Annotated in this window: 18 protein-coding genes; 14 read left to right on the top strand and 4 right to left on the bottom strand. The window is 65.1% G+C overall.

Annotated features, from left to right (window positions below):
• Positions 1 to 16 precede the first annotated feature (16 nt).
• Entirely contained in the window at positions 17 to 757 is a 741-nt protein-coding gene (locus tag SJY40_RS10820; RefSeq protein ID WP_378946153.1) for an N-formylglutamate amidohydrolase, read from the bottom strand.
• Positions 758 to 871: 114 nt separating this feature from the next.
• On the opposite strand from SJY40_RS10820, the gene pyk reads away from it, so the two are divergent.
• The 9 genes from pyk (at position 872) to SJY40_RS10775 (ending at position 8,734) form a co-directional block, all read left to right on the top strand.
• On the top strand, positions 872 to 2,317 hold the full coding sequence (pyk, locus tag SJY40_RS10815) for a pyruvate kinase (RefSeq protein ID WP_378946150.1): 1,446 nt from the start codon (positions 872 to 874) through the stop codon (positions 2,315 to 2,317).
• A complete protein-coding gene (locus tag SJY40_RS10810) occupies positions 2,317 to 2,547 on the top strand; it encodes a hypothetical protein (protein ID WP_378946148.1) in 231 nt (76 codons plus the stop codon). Before pyk ends, SJY40_RS10810 begins: the two co-directional genes overlap by 1 nt.
• Before the next feature lie 113 nt (positions 2,548 to 2,660).
• Positions 2,661 to 2,861 carry a 50S ribosomal protein L35 gene (gene rpmI, locus SJY40_RS10805; protein WP_378948389.1) on the top strand — a complete coding sequence of 67 codons (201 nt, stop codon included), beginning with the start codon at positions 2,661 to 2,663 and terminating at the stop codon, positions 2,859 to 2,861.
• Between the two features lie 15 nt (positions 2,862 to 2,876).
• On the top strand, positions 2,877 to 3,236 hold the full coding sequence (rplT, locus tag SJY40_RS10800) for a 50S ribosomal protein L20 (protein WP_108503121.1): 360 nt from the start codon (positions 2,877 to 2,879) through the stop codon (positions 3,234 to 3,236).
• A gap of 125 nt (positions 3,237 to 3,361) precedes the next feature.
• A complete protein-coding gene (locus SJY40_RS10795; protein WP_378946146.1) occupies positions 3,362 to 4,459 on the top strand; it encodes a calcium:proton antiporter in 1,098 nt (365 codons plus the stop codon).
• On the top strand, positions 4,459 to 5,802 hold the full coding sequence (locus SJY40_RS10790) for a cytochrome P450 (protein WP_378946144.1): 1,344 nt from the start codon (positions 4,459 to 4,461) through the stop codon (positions 5,800 to 5,802). Before SJY40_RS10795 ends, SJY40_RS10790 begins: the two co-directional genes overlap by 1 nt.
• A 69-nt stretch (positions 5,803 to 5,871) precedes the next feature.
• On the top strand, positions 5,872 to 7,278 hold the full coding sequence (locus SJY40_RS10785; RefSeq protein WP_378946141.1) for an alanine/glycine:cation symporter family protein: 1,407 nt from the start codon (positions 5,872 to 5,874) through the stop codon (positions 7,276 to 7,278).
• A gap of 86 nt (positions 7,279 to 7,364) precedes the next feature.
• Complete coding sequence (gene pheS / locus SJY40_RS10780) at positions 7,365 to 8,447, top strand: phenylalanine--tRNA ligase subunit alpha (RefSeq protein ID WP_378946138.1); 1,083 nt, start codon at positions 7,365 to 7,367, stop codon at positions 8,445 to 8,447.
• Entirely contained in the window at positions 8,444 to 8,734 is a 291-nt protein-coding gene (locus SJY40_RS10775) for a YrhK family protein (RefSeq protein ID WP_378946136.1), read from the top strand. Before pheS ends, SJY40_RS10775 begins: the two co-directional genes overlap by 4 nt.
• A gap of 5 nt (positions 8,735 to 8,739) precedes the next feature.
• Here SJY40_RS10775 and SJY40_RS10770 read toward each other — a convergent pair whose 3' ends face one another.
• Entirely contained in the window at positions 8,740 to 9,039 is a 300-nt protein-coding gene (locus tag SJY40_RS10770; RefSeq protein ID WP_108503115.1) for a TM2 domain-containing protein, read from the bottom strand.
• 237 nt (positions 9,040 to 9,276) lie between these two features.
• Between SJY40_RS10770 and pheT the strand changes: the two genes are divergently transcribed.
• Positions 9,277 to 11,664, top strand: a complete 2,388-nt coding sequence (gene pheT / locus SJY40_RS10765) for a phenylalanine--tRNA ligase subunit beta (protein WP_378946133.1) — start codon at positions 9,277 to 9,279, stop codon at positions 11,662 to 11,664.
• Between the two features lie 21 nt (positions 11,665 to 11,685).
• Here pheT and oiaX read toward each other — a convergent pair whose 3' ends face one another.
• Both oiaX and SJY40_RS10755 read right to left on the bottom strand, forming a co-directional pair.
• The gene (oiaX, locus tag SJY40_RS10760; RefSeq protein ID WP_378946130.1) at positions 11,686 to 12,939 is read right to left on the bottom strand and encodes a 3-oxo-isoapionate-4-phosphate decarboxylase OiaX; all 1,254 of its coding nucleotides are present in this window, start codon (positions 12,937 to 12,939) and stop codon (positions 11,686 to 11,688) included.
• Entirely contained in the window at positions 12,936 to 14,315 is a 1,380-nt protein-coding gene (locus SJY40_RS10755; RefSeq protein ID WP_378946127.1) for a four-carbon acid sugar kinase family protein, read from the bottom strand. Before SJY40_RS10755 ends, oiaX begins: the two co-directional genes overlap by 4 nt.
• An 89-nt stretch (positions 14,316 to 14,404) precedes the next feature.
• Between SJY40_RS10755 and SJY40_RS10750 the strand changes: the two genes are divergently transcribed.
• The 4 genes from SJY40_RS10750 to SJY40_RS10735 all read left to right on the top strand — a co-directional run bounded on the left by SJY40_RS10750 (position 14,405) and on the right by SJY40_RS10735 (position 18,081).
• The gene (locus SJY40_RS10750; protein ID WP_378946125.1) at positions 14,405 to 15,235 is read left to right on the top strand and encodes a phosphogluconate dehydrogenase C-terminal domain-containing protein; all 831 of its coding nucleotides are present in this window, start codon (positions 14,405 to 14,407) and stop codon (positions 15,233 to 15,235) included.
• A 66-nt stretch (positions 15,236 to 15,301) separates the two neighbouring features.
• Positions 15,302 to 16,279 carry a TRAP transporter substrate-binding protein gene (locus SJY40_RS10745; RefSeq protein ID WP_378946122.1) on the top strand — a complete coding sequence of 326 codons (978 nt, stop codon included), beginning with the start codon at positions 15,302 to 15,304 and terminating at the stop codon, positions 16,277 to 16,279.
• A gap of 51 nt (positions 16,280 to 16,330) precedes the next feature.
• On the top strand, positions 16,331 to 16,807 hold the full coding sequence (locus tag SJY40_RS10740) for a TRAP transporter small permease (RefSeq protein WP_378946119.1): 477 nt from the start codon (positions 16,331 to 16,333) through the stop codon (positions 16,805 to 16,807).
• The gene (locus tag SJY40_RS10735) at positions 16,804 to 18,081 is read left to right on the top strand and encodes a TRAP transporter large permease (protein WP_378946116.1); all 1,278 of its coding nucleotides are present in this window, start codon (positions 16,804 to 16,806) and stop codon (positions 18,079 to 18,081) included. Before SJY40_RS10740 ends, SJY40_RS10735 begins: the two co-directional genes overlap by 4 nt.
• The last annotated feature ends 18 nt before the right edge of the window (positions 18,082 to 18,099 follow it).

Here is an 18,099-nt window from a genome sequence, read left to right as displayed (position 1 = left end):
AGGGCGCGCTTGTGGATCACAGCCCGCTGGCCGCCAATGTCGCGGCGATGACCGGCGCGAGGCGCACGGCCCATTCGGCCTGACCTTCGGGGGTGGCAATCAGGTCGTTCCTGATCTCGATCAGCATATTCGGGCGATTGCGCGACAAGGCATGGCGGTCGATCGAATCACCCTGAAGATGCCCGGTATAGGGCTGGTTTTCACCCGTCACCCACCCTTGATCGCGGCAGGCCTGCACCATTGCCGGACCAAGCCGCGCATCATGGTGCGAATAGAGGATGCCCACCTGCCAGGGACGCGGCGGCCTGCCGCGCAGTTGCGGCGTGAAGCTGTGGATGGCGCAGATGCAGCGGTCAGCGTGGCGGTCGGCCAATTCGCCCAAGGCCGCGTGATAGGGGCGGTGCAGCCGCGCCAGGCGGCGTTCGCGTTCCGCATCATCGGCATGCTTGTTGGCCGGAATGACCGTCCCGTCGTAAAGCCGCATCAGCAGGGTCGGGTCATCCTCGCCACGGTTGGGATCGATCACCAGGCGCGAGAAATGCGACAGGATCGCAGGGGCGTCCATGATCCGCGCCAGCTGCCGCGTCAGTCCTGCGGCCCCCACATCGAAGGCGATATGTCGGGCCATGTCTGCGGGCGCGATACCCAGATCGCCACCCGACACCCAGTCGGGCACGTGATTCGCGGCGTGATCGCAGGTGATCAGCCAGCGGGAGGGGCGTGTCGCCCCTTCGATGTGGAAGGGTGGGGGCGTCATGGTCCGGTCATCACTGTTGCTGCAGGTTGTCTACGACGGATGCGCGGCAGACGCCAGTTGCCCACACGCTGCAATTGCGGCATAGATAGCGCTAAACTTAGATAGGGCGGGATGATGAGACGACATCGCAACGTGAAGATCGTGGCAACCCTTGGACCGGCATCTTCGACCAAGGAAGTGATCCGCGATCTGTTCGAGGCAGGGGCCGACGTGTTCCGCCTGAACATGAGCCATGGCAGCCATGACGACCATCGGGAACGGTACAACACCATCCGCGAGATCGAGGCAGACACCGGGCGGCCGATCGCCATTCTTGCCGACCTTCAGGGTCCCAAGCTGCGCGTTGGTCCTTTTGGTTCGGGCCCGCAGGATCTGGAAGTCGGCGACAAGTTCCGCTTCGATCTGGATGACACGCCGGGCGACAAGACCCGTGTCATGCTGCCCCATCCGGAAATCTTCGCGGCCCTGATCGAAGGCAGCGAACTGCTGGTCAACGACGGCAAGATCCGCCTGACGGTTGAAAGCTGCGGCGCCGATTTCGCCAATTGCGTCGTCACCGTCGCGGGCACCATTTCCGACCGCAAGGGCGTGAACGTCCCCGACGTGGTGCTGCCGCTGGCCGCGCTGTCGGACAAGGACCGCGCCGATCTGGAATTCGCCTGTGAACTGGGCGTCAACTGGCTGGCGCTGTCCTTCGTGCAGCGTGCCGAGGACGTCGAGGAAGCCATTGCGCTAGCCAAGGGCCGTGCCGCGGTTCTGTCCAAGATCGAAAAGCCCGCCGCCGTGCGTGCCTTCGACGAGATCCTGAAGGTTTCGGACGGGATCATGGTCGCACGTGGCGATCTGGGGGTCGAACTGCCGGTCTATTCCGTGCCGCCGATCCAGAAGCGTCTGGTCCGTCTGTGCCGCAGCGCCGCCAAGCCGGTGATCGTGGCGACGCAGATGCTGGAATCGATGATCGACAGCCCGATGCCCACCCGGGCCGAGGTCAGCGACGTCGCCAACGCCATCTATGAAGGCGCCGACGCCGTCATGCTGTCGGCCGAAAGCGCCGCCGGCAGCTTCCCGATCGAAGCCGTGCAGACGATGGACAACGTCGCGAAATCGGTCGAGGCGGACAAGAACTATCGCTCGATCATCGAGGCGGCCCGCAATGCCAGCCTGTCGTCGGTTCCCGATGCCATCGTGACTGCCGCGCGCGAAATCGCGGAAACCACCGATGTCGCGGCGATCTGCGCCTTTACCCAATCGGGCAAGACGGTCAGCTTGGTGGCGCGCGAACGTCCCCGCGTGCCGATCATCGCACTCAGCCCGCTGGAAACGGTCACGCGCCGCCTGTGCCTGACTTGGGGCACGCATTGCGTGATCACCCCGCGCCTGAGCCGCTTCAAGGAAGCCGTGGTCAACGCAACCCGCGCTGCCCGCGATTACAACTTTGCCGATGAAACGCGGCAGGTCGTGGTGATCGCAGGTGTGCCCTTCAACGTGGCGGGCAGCACGAACATCATCCGGATCGCGCCCTGCGACGACCGGCTGATCTTTGCTTCGGACGCCGAATAATGCTGGCGGCCGATCTTCTGCTGCTGGGGGGCATTGCCCTTTGCCTGCTGTCGGTGGTTCTTGCCGTCGTGCAGCTGGCGCGCACGCAGGCACCACGCGCCGCGATCCTGGTCTTCGTGGCCGGGATCCTGGTGCTGGTCTTCGGCGCCTCGGTCGATCCCGATCCGTTCCACCCCGATGATGTCGTCTCGGCGTTCCAGCGCGTGACGGCATTCGCCACCGGCGGCTGATCGGGGGTTGCCAACCGCGGGGCGTCGTCCTATACGGCGCCCTTCCTTACACATGCGGCCGGCCGATCTTGGCATTGCCGAGTCGCATGATCACTCTGACGAAGGAGACGAAAATGCCGAAGATGAAGACCAAATCGGCCGCGAAAAAGCGGTTCTCGATGACGGCCTCGGGCAAGGTCAAAGCAAGTCAGGCCGGCAAGCGCCACGGCATGATCAAGCGCACGACCAAGTTTATCCGCGACGCTCGCGGGACGACGGTGCTCTGCGCAGCAGACACCAAGATCGTCAAGAAATACATGCCCTACGCTCGTTGATCAGGAGAACCACAGATGTCCCGCGTTAAATCCGGTAAGGTGACGCACGCGCGTCACAAGAAAGTCCTTGATCAAGCCAAGGGCTACTATGGCGCACGTTCGCGCAACTTCCGCACCGCCACGCAGGCGGTCGACAAGGCCAACCAATACGCGACCCGCGACCGTAAGAACCGCAAGCGCAACTTCCGCGCCCTGTGGATCCAGCGTATCAACGCTGCCGTTCGTCTGGTCGATGCCGAAATGACCTATTCGCGCTTCATCAACCTGCTGTCGAAAGCCGGCATCGAGGTTGACCGCAAGGTCCTGGCCGATCTGGCCGTGAACGAGCCCGACGCATTTGCGGCGATCGTGAACCAAGCCAAAACCGCTGCCTGATCCTTCGGGGCAGCACACAACTTTGAAAGGCCCGTCCCCGCGCAGGGGGCGGGCCTTTTTCGTGCCGTGATCGTGATGGACCGTGCAGATTGTCGGGGTCGGGTCGCGGGCGTATCTTTCCCGCCATGAAAACCCTGAACAAACTGTCGCGGGAAACCGCGATCTTGGCCGTGATCGCCACGCTGGCGGTCTTCAACATGTTCGGCCACGGCGTTCTGGCACCCGGGGCCGGGGCCGTCGGCGCGCTGTCGTTCCTGTGGCTGATGGGCGTGATGGTCTGGGGCGCATCCGCCGTCGTCCGCCATGCCGAAGCGCTGGCCGAACGCCTGGGCGAACCCTATGGCACGCTGATCCTGACGCTGGCCGTCGTCTGCATCGAGGTCGCCCTGATCGGGTCGGTGATGCTGTCGGGCGACGGCGGTCCGACGCTGGCGCGCGACACGATGTTCGCCGTCGTGATGATCGTGCTGAACGGGCTGGTAGGGCTGTCCCTGCTGCTGGGCGCGTTGCGGCACGGCGAACAGAGCTATAATTTCGCAGGCGCCTCGTCCTTCCTTACGGTGCTGGTGCCCTTGGCGGTCTTTGCGCTGGTGCTGCCCGATTACACGATCTCCAGCCGGGACGGTAGCTTCACGGGTGGGCAGGCGCTGTTCTTCTCCATCGTGACCTTCGCGCTGTATCTGGTCTTCCTGTCCATCCAGACCGTGCGCCACCGCGGCTTTTTCACCGAGCCCGAAGATCCGCCCGCCGTCCGTCACGGCCACGCCCGCTATGCAACATGGGCGCATGGGCTGCTGCTGATGGCGACGCTGTTGCCCATCGTGCTGCTGTCGAAAAAGATGGCGGGTTTCGTCGATCACGGCATCAACGCCATGTCGCTGCCTGCGGCACTTGGCGGCGTTGTCATCGCCACCATCGTTCTGGCATCAGAGGGGATGTCGGCGGTTCGTGCCGCCATGGCAAACCGTCTGCAGCGTGCCGTGAACTTGTGTCTTGGTGCGGCGCTATCGACCATCGGACTGACGGTGCCTGCGGTGCTGATCATCGGCATGGTCACGGGGCAGGGGGTGATCCTTGGCCTCGGACCGCAGATGCAGGTGCTGCTGGCGCTGACGTTGCTGACTTGCGTGCAGACATTCGGGGCGCGCCGGACCAATGTTCTGCATGGCGCCGTCCATCTGGTGCTGTTCCTGGCCTACCTGGCCCTGATACTGGAGCCGTGATGACAACCGAACCCGTCAAGGTGCCGCTGGCCGTCCGTCCTTTGGGGGCGATCGGCACGGTGATGACCGCCCGCCGCAATCTGCTGGAACTGATCCCCGGGATCGCCGTGCGCCAGCCCATCGTCTCGGGCAAGACGGGGCTGCGCTGGCACATGGTCATGGACCCGGGCGCGCTGCGCCATATCCTGAAGGACCGGGTCGAGGATTATCCGAAATCGGTGACGACCAAGCTGATCCTCGAACCCGCCATCGGCAACAGCATGTTCGTGGCCGAGGGCGCCCATTGGCGCTGGCAACGCCGCGCCGCCGCCCCCGCCTTTGCCCATCGCCATGTCGAGGCGCTTGGTCCCGTGATGACCGCCGCCGCCGAGGCGTCGTCGCGTCGGTTGGCCGCCGCGCAGGGGCCGGTCGATCTGTTTCAGGAAACCGTGGCCGCCACCTTCGAAGTGATTTCCGACGTTACATTTTCCGGCGACGGGATGTTCGACCGCGATCATGTCCATAAATCCATCGACGCCTATATCGCGCAGACGGCCAAGGTGTCGCTGATGGACGTGCTGGGGCTGCCCGCATGGCTGCCGCGTCCGGGGCGGCTGTTCGCGGGGCCGGGGCTGAAGCGGATGAAGGCGGTGGCGGATCAGGCCATCGCCTCGCGCGCCAAGGCGCCCAAGGATGGCGCGCCCGATTTGCTAGACCTGCTGCTGGACGCCCAAGACCCCGAGACCGGCCGCGCCATGAACCGCGATGAATTGCGCGACAATCTGCTGACCTTCATCGTGGCGGGGCATGAAACCACCGCGCTGACACTTGGCTGGGCCCTGTACCTGATGGCCTTCGACCCTGCCATTCAGGAACGCGCCGCCGCCGAGGCCCGCGCCGTTCTGAGCGACCGCGCCGCCACCGCCGCCGATTACGGACAGCTGCCCCTGATCCAGCGCATCGTGAACGAAACGCTGCGCCTTTATCCACCTGCCGCCTTCCTGTCGCGGACCGCGCAGGCACCCGATACGCTCTGCGGGCGGCAGGTCAGGCCGGGCGACACGGTGATGATCCCGGTCTATGCGCTGCATCGTCACCACCTGCTGTGGGACCGGCCCGATGCCTTTGATCCAGACCGCTTTCTGACGACGCCCGATCGCTATGCGTTTCTGCCCTTCGGCGCAGGGCCGCGTATCTGCATCGGCGCCAGCTTCGCCCTGCAAGAGGCCGTCATCATCCTGTCCACGCTGCTGGCGCGGTTCCGTTTCGATGCCATTCCCGGCCGCGATCCGCAGCCCCGGATGATCCTGACGCTGCGCCCCGAAGGCGGTGTCTGGCTGAACGTGCGGCCCCGCCACGAGTGACCGCCAAGCTTGCGTCTGCTCACACGGGTGTTACAGGATGCGCAAAGTTTTAGCAGCCTGGGGACCGTGATGAACGCCATCATCGACTTTCTGAACACCTTCTTCTGGGGTTACGTGCTGATTTATGGCCTTCTGGCCGTCGGTCTTTATTTCACCTTTCGCCTGGGGCTGCTGCAATTCGTGCATTTCGCCGAGATGTGGCGCTGTGTTCGCGGATCGGACGACACCGACCGCAACGGCATCTCTCCGTTCCAGGCACTGTCGGTGTCGCTGGCCAGCCGCGTGGGCACCGGCAACATCGCAGGCGTCGCCGTGGCGCTGACACTTGGCGGGCCGGGGGCGATCTTCTGGATGTGGATGGTGGCGCTGGTCGGCATGGCCACGGCCTATGCGGAATCGACGCTGGCGCAGCTGTACAAGGTGCATGGCAGCGACGGCATGTATCGCGGCGGTCCGGCCTATTACATCTCGCGCGGGTTAAAGATGAACTGGCTGGCAGGGCTGTTCGCGGTCTCGCTGATCATCTCGTTCGGGCTGGTCTTCAACGCGGTCCAAGCCAATTCGATCGCGCAGGCGGTGGACGTGGCCTTCGGCATCAGCCCCGCGCTGGTCGGCGTGGTCGTGGCGGTCCTGTCGGGCGTCATTATCTTCGGCGGCATTCCCCAGATCGCGCGCACCGCACAGATGGTGGTTCCGGCGATGGCTGGGCTGTACCTGTTGGCCGCGATTATCGTTTTGGCGATGAACCTGCCTGCCGTGCCCGGCATCCTTGCGGGCATCGTGAAATCCGCATTCGGCATGCAAGAGGCCGTCGGCGGCGTCACCGGCGGCGTGATGGCTGCGATGATGAACGGCATCAAGCGCGGGCTCTTCTCGAACGAGGCGGGCATGGGCTCGGCCCCCAACATCGCTGCCGTGGCCGTTCCGGCGCCGCACCACCCCTCTAGCCAGGGCTTCGTGCAGGCTTTGGGCGTCTTCATCGACACCATCCTGGTCTGCACGGCGACAGCGGTGATGATCCTGCTGGCCGATGTCATTCCGTCAGACGAACTGACCGGCGTGAACCTGACGCAGGCGGCACTGGCCGACCACTTTGGCGGCTTCGGGCATATCTTCGTGGCGGTGGCGATCTTCTTCTTCGCCTTCACCTCGATCATCGGCAACTACAGCTATGCCGAAAACGCGCTGTCCTTCCTTGGGGCGGGCAAGCTGGGCATCATGATCCTGCGCGTCGTGGCATTGGCCATGGTCGTCTGGGGATCGCTGCAGGCCGTCAGCACGGTGTTCAACTTTGCGGACGCCAGTATGGGCTTGATGGCCACCATCAACCTGATCGCCATTCTGGCGCTGTCGGGCACCGTGGCCCATGTCACGCGCGACTATCTGCGCCAGCGCAAAGCGGGCAAGGAGCCCGAATTCCACATCGCAGATCACCCGGGCATCGCGCCCGGCGTCAAGGGCGACATCTGGAACTGAGCGAACTTGGGTCGCGCGGGTTGGCCAAGGCTTCCCCCGCGCGGCCCTGCATGCTAACGCGGGGCCAACTGGAATGAGGCCCCCCGATGGACGATCTGACCCCGCTGCGCCAGCTTTGGCTTGACCGCATCAACTCTGCCACCGATCCCGCCGCCATCGAGGAGGTGCGTCTTGCCGCCCTTGGCAAGAAGGGCGAGATCAGCCTGAAGATGCGCGAATTGGGCAAGATGACGCCCGAGGAACGCCAGACCATCGGCCGCAGCCTGAACGAGCTGCGCGACGAGATCGACGCCGCCCTGCGCGCCCGCAAGCTGTCCCTGGAAGACGCCGCGCTGGAAGCACGCCTGTCCGAGGAATGGCTGGACGTCACCATGCCGGGCCGTCCGCGTCCCCGTGGCACCATCCACCCGATCAGCCAGGTCACCGAGGAAATCACCGAGATCTTCGCCGACATGGGCTTTGCCGTGGCCGAAGGCCCGCAGGTCGAAAGCGACTGGTACAATTTCGACGCGCTGAACATCGCGCCAGAACATCCCGCGCGTCAGGAACATGATACCTTCTTCATGCATCGCGCGCCCGGCGACGACCGCCCGCCGCATGTGCTGCGCACCCATACCTCGCCGGTGCAGATCCGCGCCATGCAGGATCAGGGCGCGCCGATCCGCGTCATCGCGCCGGGTCGCGTTTACCGCATGGATATGGACCAGACGCATACGCCGATGTTCCACCAGATCGAGGGTCTGGCCATCGGTCGTGACATCAGCATGGCGCAGCTGAAATGGACGCTGGAGGAATTCTGCCGCGCCTTCTTCGAGGTCGATGAGGTCGAGCTGCGCTTCCGCGCCAGCCACTTCCCCTTCACCGAACCCTCGGCCGAAGTGGACATCCGCTGTTCCTGGGAAGGCGGCCAGCTGAAGGTCGGGCAGGGCAAATCTTGGCTGGAGATCCTGGGATCCGGCATGGTGCATCCGCATGTGCTGCGATCCGCGGGCATCGATCCCGACGAATGGCAGGGCTTTGCCTTTGGCATCGGCATCGACCGTCTTGCGATGCTGAAATACGGCATTCCCGACCTGCGCGCCTTCTTCGAAAGCGATCTGCGCTGGCTGCGCAACTATGGCTTTGCGGCCGGTGACACGCCCAGCCTGTCGGGCGGTCTGTCCGCATGAGCCTGCTGGGCGGCATCTTCCAGCATCACCGGCGCGAGGCATCCGATGCCACGCGTCGGACCTATGCCCGGTTCGAGATCGCCCATACCATCGTCGATTTCGGCGCAGCGCTCTGCTTCATCATCGGTTCGATCATGTTCTTTTCCGATGACTGGCAGACGCCCGCGACGTGGTTCTTTACCATCGGCTCGTTCCTTTTCGCCGCCAAGCCGACGCTGAAGCTGTGGCGGGAAATCAAGCTCTATCGCATGGGCAAGACCGAGAAGCTGGCCGACCGCATCGGCTGAGGCACTCAGGCCAGGCGGCGCCGGATGTCGTTCTTGTCGCGGTCGATCATGCCGGGGATCAGGAACAGGTCGATCACGCACCAGAGCGCGACGAAGGCCACCGGGATCCAGCCGATCAGGATCGGCGTCATCAGCCAGCCCAGCCCCCAGGTGACCAGCATCAGCAGTCCGCTGATCCAGCGACCCAGATACATGCGGTGCACGCCGAACCCCCACAGGAAGATCAGCAGCAGATAGGCCACGAAGGGCGATTTCGCCTCGTTCGCGACGCGCTGTTCGATCAGAAGCTGTCGGTCGGTCTGCATCCTGTCTGGGCCTTTCTGATGGCGGGCCAACAAGGGCCCTTTTCCCTCACGTAGGTTGCGATGGCTGCCGTGCAAGGGCTCGAACGGCGATAAGCCGCCCCCGGAACCGCCGCAAAACCCGCCGATGGGGGCAAAAAACGATGATGCGACTTGACCCTTGGCCCCTTGCGCGGTTCAAGGCTGCAAACCCACCCCCGCCACATGCCTGCGCGGGCCGGAACCCGGAAAGCCACAGTCATGAAGTTCACCCTGTCCTGGCTCAGAGAGCATCTCGAGACCACCGCCACCGTCGAGCAGATCGCCGAGGCGTTGACCGACATGGGGCTGGAGGTCGAAGAGATCGTCAACCCCGCCGCCAAGCTGGGCAGCTTCACGCTGGCGCGGGTCGAACATGCCGAACAGCATCCCGACGCCGACCGGTTGCGCGTCTGCCGCGTGATGACGGATGAGGGCGAAAAGCAGATCGTCTGCGGCGCACCGAACGCGCGGGCGGGCATCACGGTGGTTCTGGCCAAGCCCGGCGATTACGTTCCCGGTCTGGATGTGACCCTCAGCGTCGGCAAGATCCGCGGCGTGGAAAGCCACGGCATGATGGCATCCGAGCGCGAGATGGAGCTGTCGGACGAACATGACGGCATCATCGAGCTGCCCTCGGGCGAGGTCGGCCAGCGCTATGTCAACTGGCTGGCGCAGAACGCGCCCGACAAGATCGACCCGATGATCGATATCGCCATCACCCCGAACCGCCCCGATGCGCTTGGGGTCCACGGCATCGCCCGCGATCTGGCGGCGCGCGGTCTGGGCGTGCTGAAGCCGGTCCCGGCTGCGAATGTTACCGCCGGTTTCGACTGCCCGATCGGCGTGACCATCGCCGATGACGTGGCCGCCAAGGCGCCCTTCTTTGCGGGCCGCATGGTGCGCGGCATCAAGAACGGTCCCAGCCCCGAATGGCTGCGCAAGCGCCTGACCGCCATCGGCCTGCGCCCGATCAACGCGCTGGTCGACATCACCAATTACTTCACCTTCGACCTAAACCGCCCGCTGCATGTCTTCGACGCGGCCAAGGTCACGGGCAATCTGACCCTGCGCGGCGCGCATGCGGGCGAGGAACTGGTGGCGCTGGACGACAAGACCTATGCCCTGCCCGAAGGCGCCGTCGTCATCTGTGACGACAAGGGCGTCGAAAGCATCGCCGGCATCATGGGCGGCGCGGCCTCGGGCGCGCAGGACGACACCGTCGATGTTTTCGTCGAGGCCGCCTATTTCGACCCCATCGCCACCGCCACCGCGGGCCGCGCGCTGAAGATCAACAGCGACGCCCGCTATCGCTTCGAACGCGGCATCGACCCGGCCTTCACGCTGCAGGGGCTGGATCTGGCCACGCAGATGGTGCTGGACCTTTGCGGGGGGCAGGCATCGACGGTCGTCACCGCGGGCCAGATGCCGCAGCCGGACCGCGCCTATCGTCTGGACCCGGCGCGCACCACCCGCCTGATCGGCATGGACATCCCCGAGGCCGACCAGCGCGCCACGCTGGAGGCGCTTGGCTTCCGGCTGGAGGGCGACATGGCGCATGTGCCGTCCTGGCGTCCCGACGTGCTGGGCGAGGCCGATCTGATCGAGGAGATCGCCCGCATCGTCAGCCTGTCCAAGCTGCAGGGCAAGCCGCTGTCGCGTCCGCAGGCTGGCGTTCCCAAGCCGATCCTGACGCCCTTGCAGATGCGCGAAAGGACCGCGCGCCGGATGGCGGCATCGCTTGGTTACAACGAATGCGTCACCTACAGCTTCATCGACCAGCCCTCGGCGGCGCTGTTCGGGGGCGGGCAGGATGCCGTGCGGGTGGAAAACCCCATCAGTTCCGAGATGTCGCATCTGCGCCCCGACCTGCTGCCCGGCCTGCTGGCCGCTGCCGCCCGCAACCAGGCGCGCGGGGCCGCCGATCTGGCCCTGTTCGAGATGGGCCCCGTCTTCACCGGCGGCGAGCCGGGCGATCAGGCCATGCGCATCACCGGCCTGCTGGTTGGCCATAACGCCGTCCGCGACCCTTACGGCAGCCGCCGCAAGGTGGATCTCTATGACGTCAAGGCCGACGTCGAGGCGATCCTGCAGGTCATCGGTGCTCCTGCCAAGGCACAGATCAACCGCAAGCTGGAGGCATGGTGGCATCCGGGCCGCGCGGGCAATGTCGCGCTTGGCCCGAACGTGCTGGCGACCTTCGGCGAGGTTCACCCCCGCATCCTGCGCGAGATGGGCGTCAAGGGTCCCGCCGTGGCCTTCACGCTGAACCTGGCCTCGGTGCCCTTCCCCAAGACGCGCACGACAACCCGTCCGGCGCTGGACGCCGCGGGTCTGCAGGCCGTCGACCGCGATTTCGCCTTCGTCGTCAACCCCAAGGTCGAGGCGCTGACCTTGGTCAATGCCGCCGCAGGGGCCGACAAAGCGCTGATCCAGTCGGTCTCGGTCTTCGACCAGTTCACGGGGCTGGAGGATGGCCGCAAGTCCATCGCCATCACCGTGCGCCTGCAGCCGCGCGACAAGACCCTGACGGATGCCGATATCGAGGCGGTCGCCGCCAAGGTCATCGAGAAGGTCCAGAAGGCAACCGGCGGCACGCTGCGCGCCTGATGCCATCGGTGGGGCTGCCCTTCAGGGGCGGCCCCATTTTTCATGGGCGGCCCTGAAATCGGGGTCCTCGGCCGCGGCCTGCTGGATGGTCAGCCCCGCCTGCGCGGCCTGCCATGCATGCCGGATCGATCTGACGCCCGCGGCGGGGCCGTTCGGATGGCCGTGGATGCCGCCTCCGCCCAGATACATCAGGTCCAGCGTCTGGCCGGTGCGCTGCCATGTCTCGAAGGCCTGTCCGCCCCATTGCCCCGAACAGACGACCGGCAGAGGGCGGTCGGCGGGGCTGAAGATCGGGCGGGTGACATCGGCGAAGGACTGTACGAAGCTGTCGTCGGGTTCCCAGTATTTCGCGCCGATGCCGTTGATCTGGAACTGATCGACCCCCAGCAGCCGCCAGATCTGCTGATAGGGGCCGAAGTCATAGCCCAGCCCCGGATGGCGGGTCAGCAGGTCCCAGCCGTTGCGATGCGCGTGCAGGCACAGCTGCGATCGTTTGCGCAGGAAGCTGAAGCCTCCGTGCCCGACCGAGTTGATGTTGACGACCGCTGCATTGCCGCCCTGCGCCACGACGTGATCATGGTTGCGCATCATCACGTCGGGATCGGCCGATGAGATGCCAAAGGCATACATCACCCGCTTGCCGCTGCGTTCGGCATGGTCGCGGATCACCGGCATGATCGCATCGACACGGGCCTTCAGCGGGGCATAGGCGGGCGACATCATCTTTTCGTCGTCCTTGATGAAATCGACGCCCGCCTCGCAGAGCATCCTGACAACCTGCGCCGTGTCCTCGGGCGACAACCCAAGCGAGGGCTTGATGATGGACGCTATCATCGGTCCCTGCGGCACGCCCATCAGTCGGCGCGACCCCTCGATGCCGAATTGCGGGCCGGGGTGGCAGGCGAAGGCTTGCGGCAGGTCCAGTCCCACGACGCGGATGCCGGTCAAACCGCGCATGGCGAAGACTCCGCCCGTGGTAACGGTCATCAGGGCCGCGATGTCGGTGCCGATGGAATCAAGCGGATAGGCGATGGTGGCGCGGGCGCGGCGGAAGGGGCCGGTGATGCCCGCCCCTTGCGGAAACGCGGGGTGGTCGTGATCGGGCAGGGGGGTGACGTTTTCGACGCGGGCGGCGTGGCGGGCGCGCAGGGCCTCGGTCTCGCCCGGAAGTTCGGTGAAGGTGCCGGTGGATTGATCGGCGGCGATCTTGGCGGCGATGGCCTCGGGGTCGCCCGGCGTTTCGATCAGATAGGTGACGCGGATCATCTGGGTCATGATTGGGCCTTTCGGGTCGTGTCGCGGGGTCCGCCGCCGTCGCGGATCCAGCCGAAGTAATCCTGCGACCCCATCTGGCCACCTTTCAATGCAATCTCCAACCCGTCATGCGGGCCGTCGCCATAGGCTTGGCACAGCGCCGCGCCGGGAATGGTGGGGGCCTTGGCGACCAGCGCCGACAGCCCAAGCTGGCGCATGGCATGGCCGGAGCTGTCGCCACCGGAAATCACCGCGCGGCGAATGCCCGATCCGCGCAGGACGGCGTCAAGGATGCGGCCAAGGGCCTGCCCGATGCGGCGGTTGGCCGTTTCGGGGTCCATGCCGCTGGCGGCCAGGGCATCGCGGAAGGCGGCCACCTGCGGTCCCTGATGACCGGCGGCGGAATGCACGAGCGGGCTGCGGCCGTTCTCGGCTGCCTGCAATGCGGCGCGGGTGGCGCGGGTCTCCTCGGACGACAGATCGGCGTCCGATCCACAGGCGGCGCGGGCATCGAAGGGGATCAGTACAAAGCCGTTTTGCCCCGCCCAGTCCAACTGCGCCGCCGTCACCGGCGACACCGATCCTGACACGGCGGCGATCCGGTCAACCTTGCCCGCCGATGCGGGGGGCGGTGCGGGCGGGATCATCCCGATGTTCTGCCAATGCCGGACCAGCGCATATTCGATGCCCTGACTGCCCGCGACCAGTCCCATCCGGTCGCGGTTGTCCCAGATTAACCGGCCTGCGGCAGCCTCGGATGCGGGCTCCATGCTGTCGATCGAGAGGATGCGCGCGCCTTGGGAGATCAGCGCATTAAGGCGGGGTTGGGGGTCTGTCAGTGCCTCAAGGTCGATCAGACCCAGGGGCAGGTCGGTCTGGGCGGACAGATGGCGCAGCAGGTCGGATTCGGTCATCGGCGTCACGGGGTGATGGGCCATGACCGGATGGCGGTCCAGACGGAAGACACCATCGGGCGTGCCCGCGAACAGATGCCCAAATGCCTGATAGCGCCGCATCTGGGGGGCCGCCGTCAGCAGCGGCACGGCCTGCGACGGGCGGACCTGCAGCGCCGCCTCGATGGCCGCGCCGATGGATCCGCTGTGCGGGGCCGAATCAAAGGTCGAACAGATCTTGTAGTGCAGCAGGTCGGGGGACAGCCCGTCCAGCACGGCGAACAGATCGGGCAGGTTGTCCCGCATCCAGTCGGGCCCATGTGCGCGCGCCGTCGTGGCAATGCCGATGCCCCGCGCACCCGCGAACCGCTCCAGCAGTGCATCCGAGGGCACATCCGTGAACAGGACCGAGGCGACGCCCGCGAATTGCAAAACCTCCATCACGGCGGCGGACCCTGTGAAGTCGTCCCCCAGCCATGCGACCAGCGGCGTGTTTTTTCGCATATGCCCCCCGAGCCATGCTTGACATGATGCCATCATTATCATCTCATCATACCAGTTAAAGCAAGATCTGATTCCGTTGGGGGGATGACATGACGAAAGTGGCGCTGTTCGGGGCTGGCGGGAAAATGGGCGTGCGTCTGGCCACCAATCTGGCCAAGACCGACTTCGATGTGGCCCATGTCGAGGCAAGCGAAGTCGGTCGCGACCGACTGAAATCGGAAACCGGGCTGGATTGCGTGGCGCAGGACGCCGCGTTGCAGGATGCGCAGGTCGTCATTCTGGCGGTGCCCGATACCGTGATCGGCAAGGTCGCCGCGCAGGTGGTTCCGACGCTGGCCCCCGGCACGATGGTCGTCGTGCTGGATGCGGCCGCACCCTTTGCCGGCCATCTGCCGGAACGCGACGACATCACCTATTTCGTGACCCATCCCTGCCATCCGCCCATCTTCAACGACGAATCCACGCCCGAAGGCCGGGCCGATCACTTCGGCGGTGTCGCAGCCCAGCAGGGCGTCGTCAGCGCGCTGATGCAGGGCCCGCGCGAACATTATGAATTGGGCGACCGGATCGCCCGTGCCATCTATGCCCCCGTCGCCCGCACCTATGAGGTCACCGTCAAGCAGATGGCCATGCTGGAGCCGGGCCTGTCGGAAACCGTCTGCGCCTCGCTGCTGACCGTCATGCGCGAGGCGATGGATGAAACCGTCCGCCGCAGCGGCGTCAGCCATGAATGCGCCCGCGACTTCCTGCTGGGCCATATGAACATCCTTGGCGCGGTGATCTTCGAGGAACGCCAAGGCGCGTTTTCCGACGCCTGCAACAAGGCCATCGAGTTCGGCGTGCCGATGCTGATGCGCGACGACTGGAAGCGCGTCTTCGAATGGGACGAGATCGAGGCCAGCATCCACCGCATCACCTGACGACCAACCCGGCGCCCGCGGGAGGGCGCGCGCCGGGTCTTATCATCCAAGGGGGGAAATACAGACATGACCAAATTCACCAGCCTCGGCTTTGCCATGGCCGCCATGATTGCCGCGATCCCGATGGGGGCGCAGGCGCGCACGATGAACATGGCCTTCACGCCGCCCGCCGACAGCCATTACGGCGACGCGGGCCGCGCGTTCGCTGAAAAGATCGCCGAACTGTCGGATGGCGAATTCGAAGTTTCCTTGCGTCCCGCGGGGGCCCTTGGTGGCGAACGCGACGTGATCGAGGGGCTGCAGATCGGCACGGTCGAACTGACGATTTCGTCCACCGGACCCATCGGGAACTTCGTGCCTGCCGTCTATGCGCTGGATTTCCCGTTCCTGTTCAAGGATTACGACAGCGCCCATCAGGTGCTGGATGGCGAAATCGGGCAGGATATCCTTGACCAGTTCAGCGATCACGGCCTGGTCGGTCTGGCTTGGGCGGAAAACGGGTTTCGTCATGTGACGAACTCGATCCGGCCCATCGAAACCCCCGAGGACCTTGAGGGTCTGAAGCTGCGCACCATGGAAAACGAGGTCCATATCGCCGCTTTCAAGGCCGCCGGTGCCGCCCCGACCCCCATGAGCTGGACCGAGGTTCTGACATCGCTGCAGCAGGGCACCATCGACGGGCAGGAAAACCCCATCACCATCGTGACCGCCAACAACATGTGGGAAATCCAGGACAACATCACGCTGACGGGCCATGTCTATTCGCCCGCCGTCGTCGCCATGTCCGCGATCCACTACGACGCGCTGACCCCCGAACAGCAGGGCTGGTTCCGCGAGGCAGCCCATGCCGCTGCCGAAGCATCCCGCGCCACCGTGGCCAAGAACGAGGTCGAGGGCATCGCGCTGATGAAGGAAAACGGCATGAACGTTGTGGAAAAAATCGACAAGGATGCCTTCATCAAGGCCGTCCAACCCGCCTATGACCAATATGCCGATCAGTATTCGCCCGAACTGATCCAGCGCATCCGCGACGCGCAGCAGTAAACCCGACCGGACCGGGTCAGCCCGGTCCGCCCATCCTGCACGGGGAACATCATGACACCACTCCGGTCCACGGGCGAGGCGATCGTCCGGATTGCGCATAACCTCTCGGCGTTGCTTCTGGCTGTCGCGACGGCGCTGGTCTTCTTTCAGGTCGTGACGCGCTTTGTCCTTGGCGACGCCGCCGGCTGGTCCGAGGTTCTGGCACGCGGGCTGATCGTCTGGTCCACCCTGCTGGCCGCTGCTGCGGGTTTCCGGCTGGGCGCGATGATCCCCATCGATTTCCTGCGCAGCCTACTGCCCGCAGGTTTGCAAATCTGGGTGATCCGGCTGGTCACTGTGCTGACGCTGACGCTGCTGGTGATCCTAGTCTGGCAGGGGTGGGCCATGACCATGCGCGTGCAGGCGCAGCGGGTCGCCATGCTGGGAACATCGATGAGTTGGTTTTATGCCGCCATTCCCGTGGGGGCCTTGGCCGCGATTGCAGGCGTGATCCTGCACCATCTTGAACAGGAAAACCCGCAGCCATGAACGCAGCCCTCGCATCCGCGCTGATCGCACTGTTCGCCCTGTCGGTTCCGGTGGCGGTGTCCATCGGGCTGGCCTCGGTCATTGCGATCCATTTCTTTTCGAACCTGCCCTTGCTGGTGGTCCCGCAGAAGATGTTCACGGGGCTGGACAGTTTCCCGCTGATGGCGGTGCCCTTCTTCATTCTGGCCGGCGCGATCATGACGCATGGCGGGATTTCGGCGCGACTGGTCGATCTGGTGAAATCCATGGTCGGGAACGTGCAGGGCGGGCTTGCCAGCTGCTGCGTGCTGACCTGCATGCTGTTCGCAGCGATTTCCGGGTCGTCGGTGGCCACGACCTTCGCAGTCGGGTCGATCCTGATCCCGGCGATGATGCGCCATGGCTATCCGGTGGGGATGGCGGGGGCGATCCAGGCGTCATCGGCCGAGCTGGGGGTGATCATCCCGCCCTCGGTGCCGCTGATCCTCTATGCCGTCTCGACCGAAACCTCGATCACGCGGCTGTTTCTGGCGGGGCTGGTGCCGGGGCTGCTGATCGCGGGCGGGCTGGTCGTGATGGTGCAGATCTGGTGCCGCATCAAGGGCTATGGCCTGCGCGACGCCGAGGGCCGCCAGCCGATCCTGCCCGCCCTGCGCCGGTCCTTTGGCGCGCTGATGATGCCGGTGATCATCGTCGGCGGCATCTATGGCGGCATCTTCACCCCGACCGAGGCCGCCGCCGTATCGGTGATCTATGCGCTGATCCTCAGCCTGATCGTCTATCGCGAAATCGGCTGGCGCGACCTGCCGGGGATATTCCGGGGGGCGGCCGTGTCGTCGGGGGCGATCATGCTGATCATCTCGGCGGCGGCTCTGTTCAGCTTCCTGATCAGCCTGTCGGGTCTGCCCAATGCCATCGGGGATTGGGCGCAGGACAACTTCGCCTCGGCGCTGACCTTCCTGCTGGGGGTGAACCTGCTGCTGCTGGTCGTCGGCATGTTCATCGAGACATCCGCCGCCATTCTGGTGCTGGCACCCATCCTGACGCCGGTGGCGATCAGCTATGGCATCGATCCGGTGCATTTCGGCATCGTCATCGTGGTGAATCTGGCGCTTGGCATGATCACGCCGCCCTTGGGGGTCAACCTCTTTGCCGCCGCCGCGGTGGCCAAGGTGCCGGTTCAGGCGCTGTTCGGGTCGCTGGTCTGGCCGATCCTTGTGGTCGTGTCGCTGCTGCTGGCGATCACCTATGTGCCGATGATCTCGCTTGGGATCGGCTGGATCGTCATGCCCTAAGGGTGCTAACTCATCATA

It is taken from the genome of Paracoccus sp. R86501 (assembly GCF_042466435.1).
Taxonomy (GTDB): domain Bacteria; phylum Pseudomonadota; class Alphaproteobacteria; order Rhodobacterales; family Rhodobacteraceae; genus Paracoccus.
Note: the sequence above shows the minus strand (reverse complement) of the source record. Positions and strands in the feature narration are given on the sequence as shown.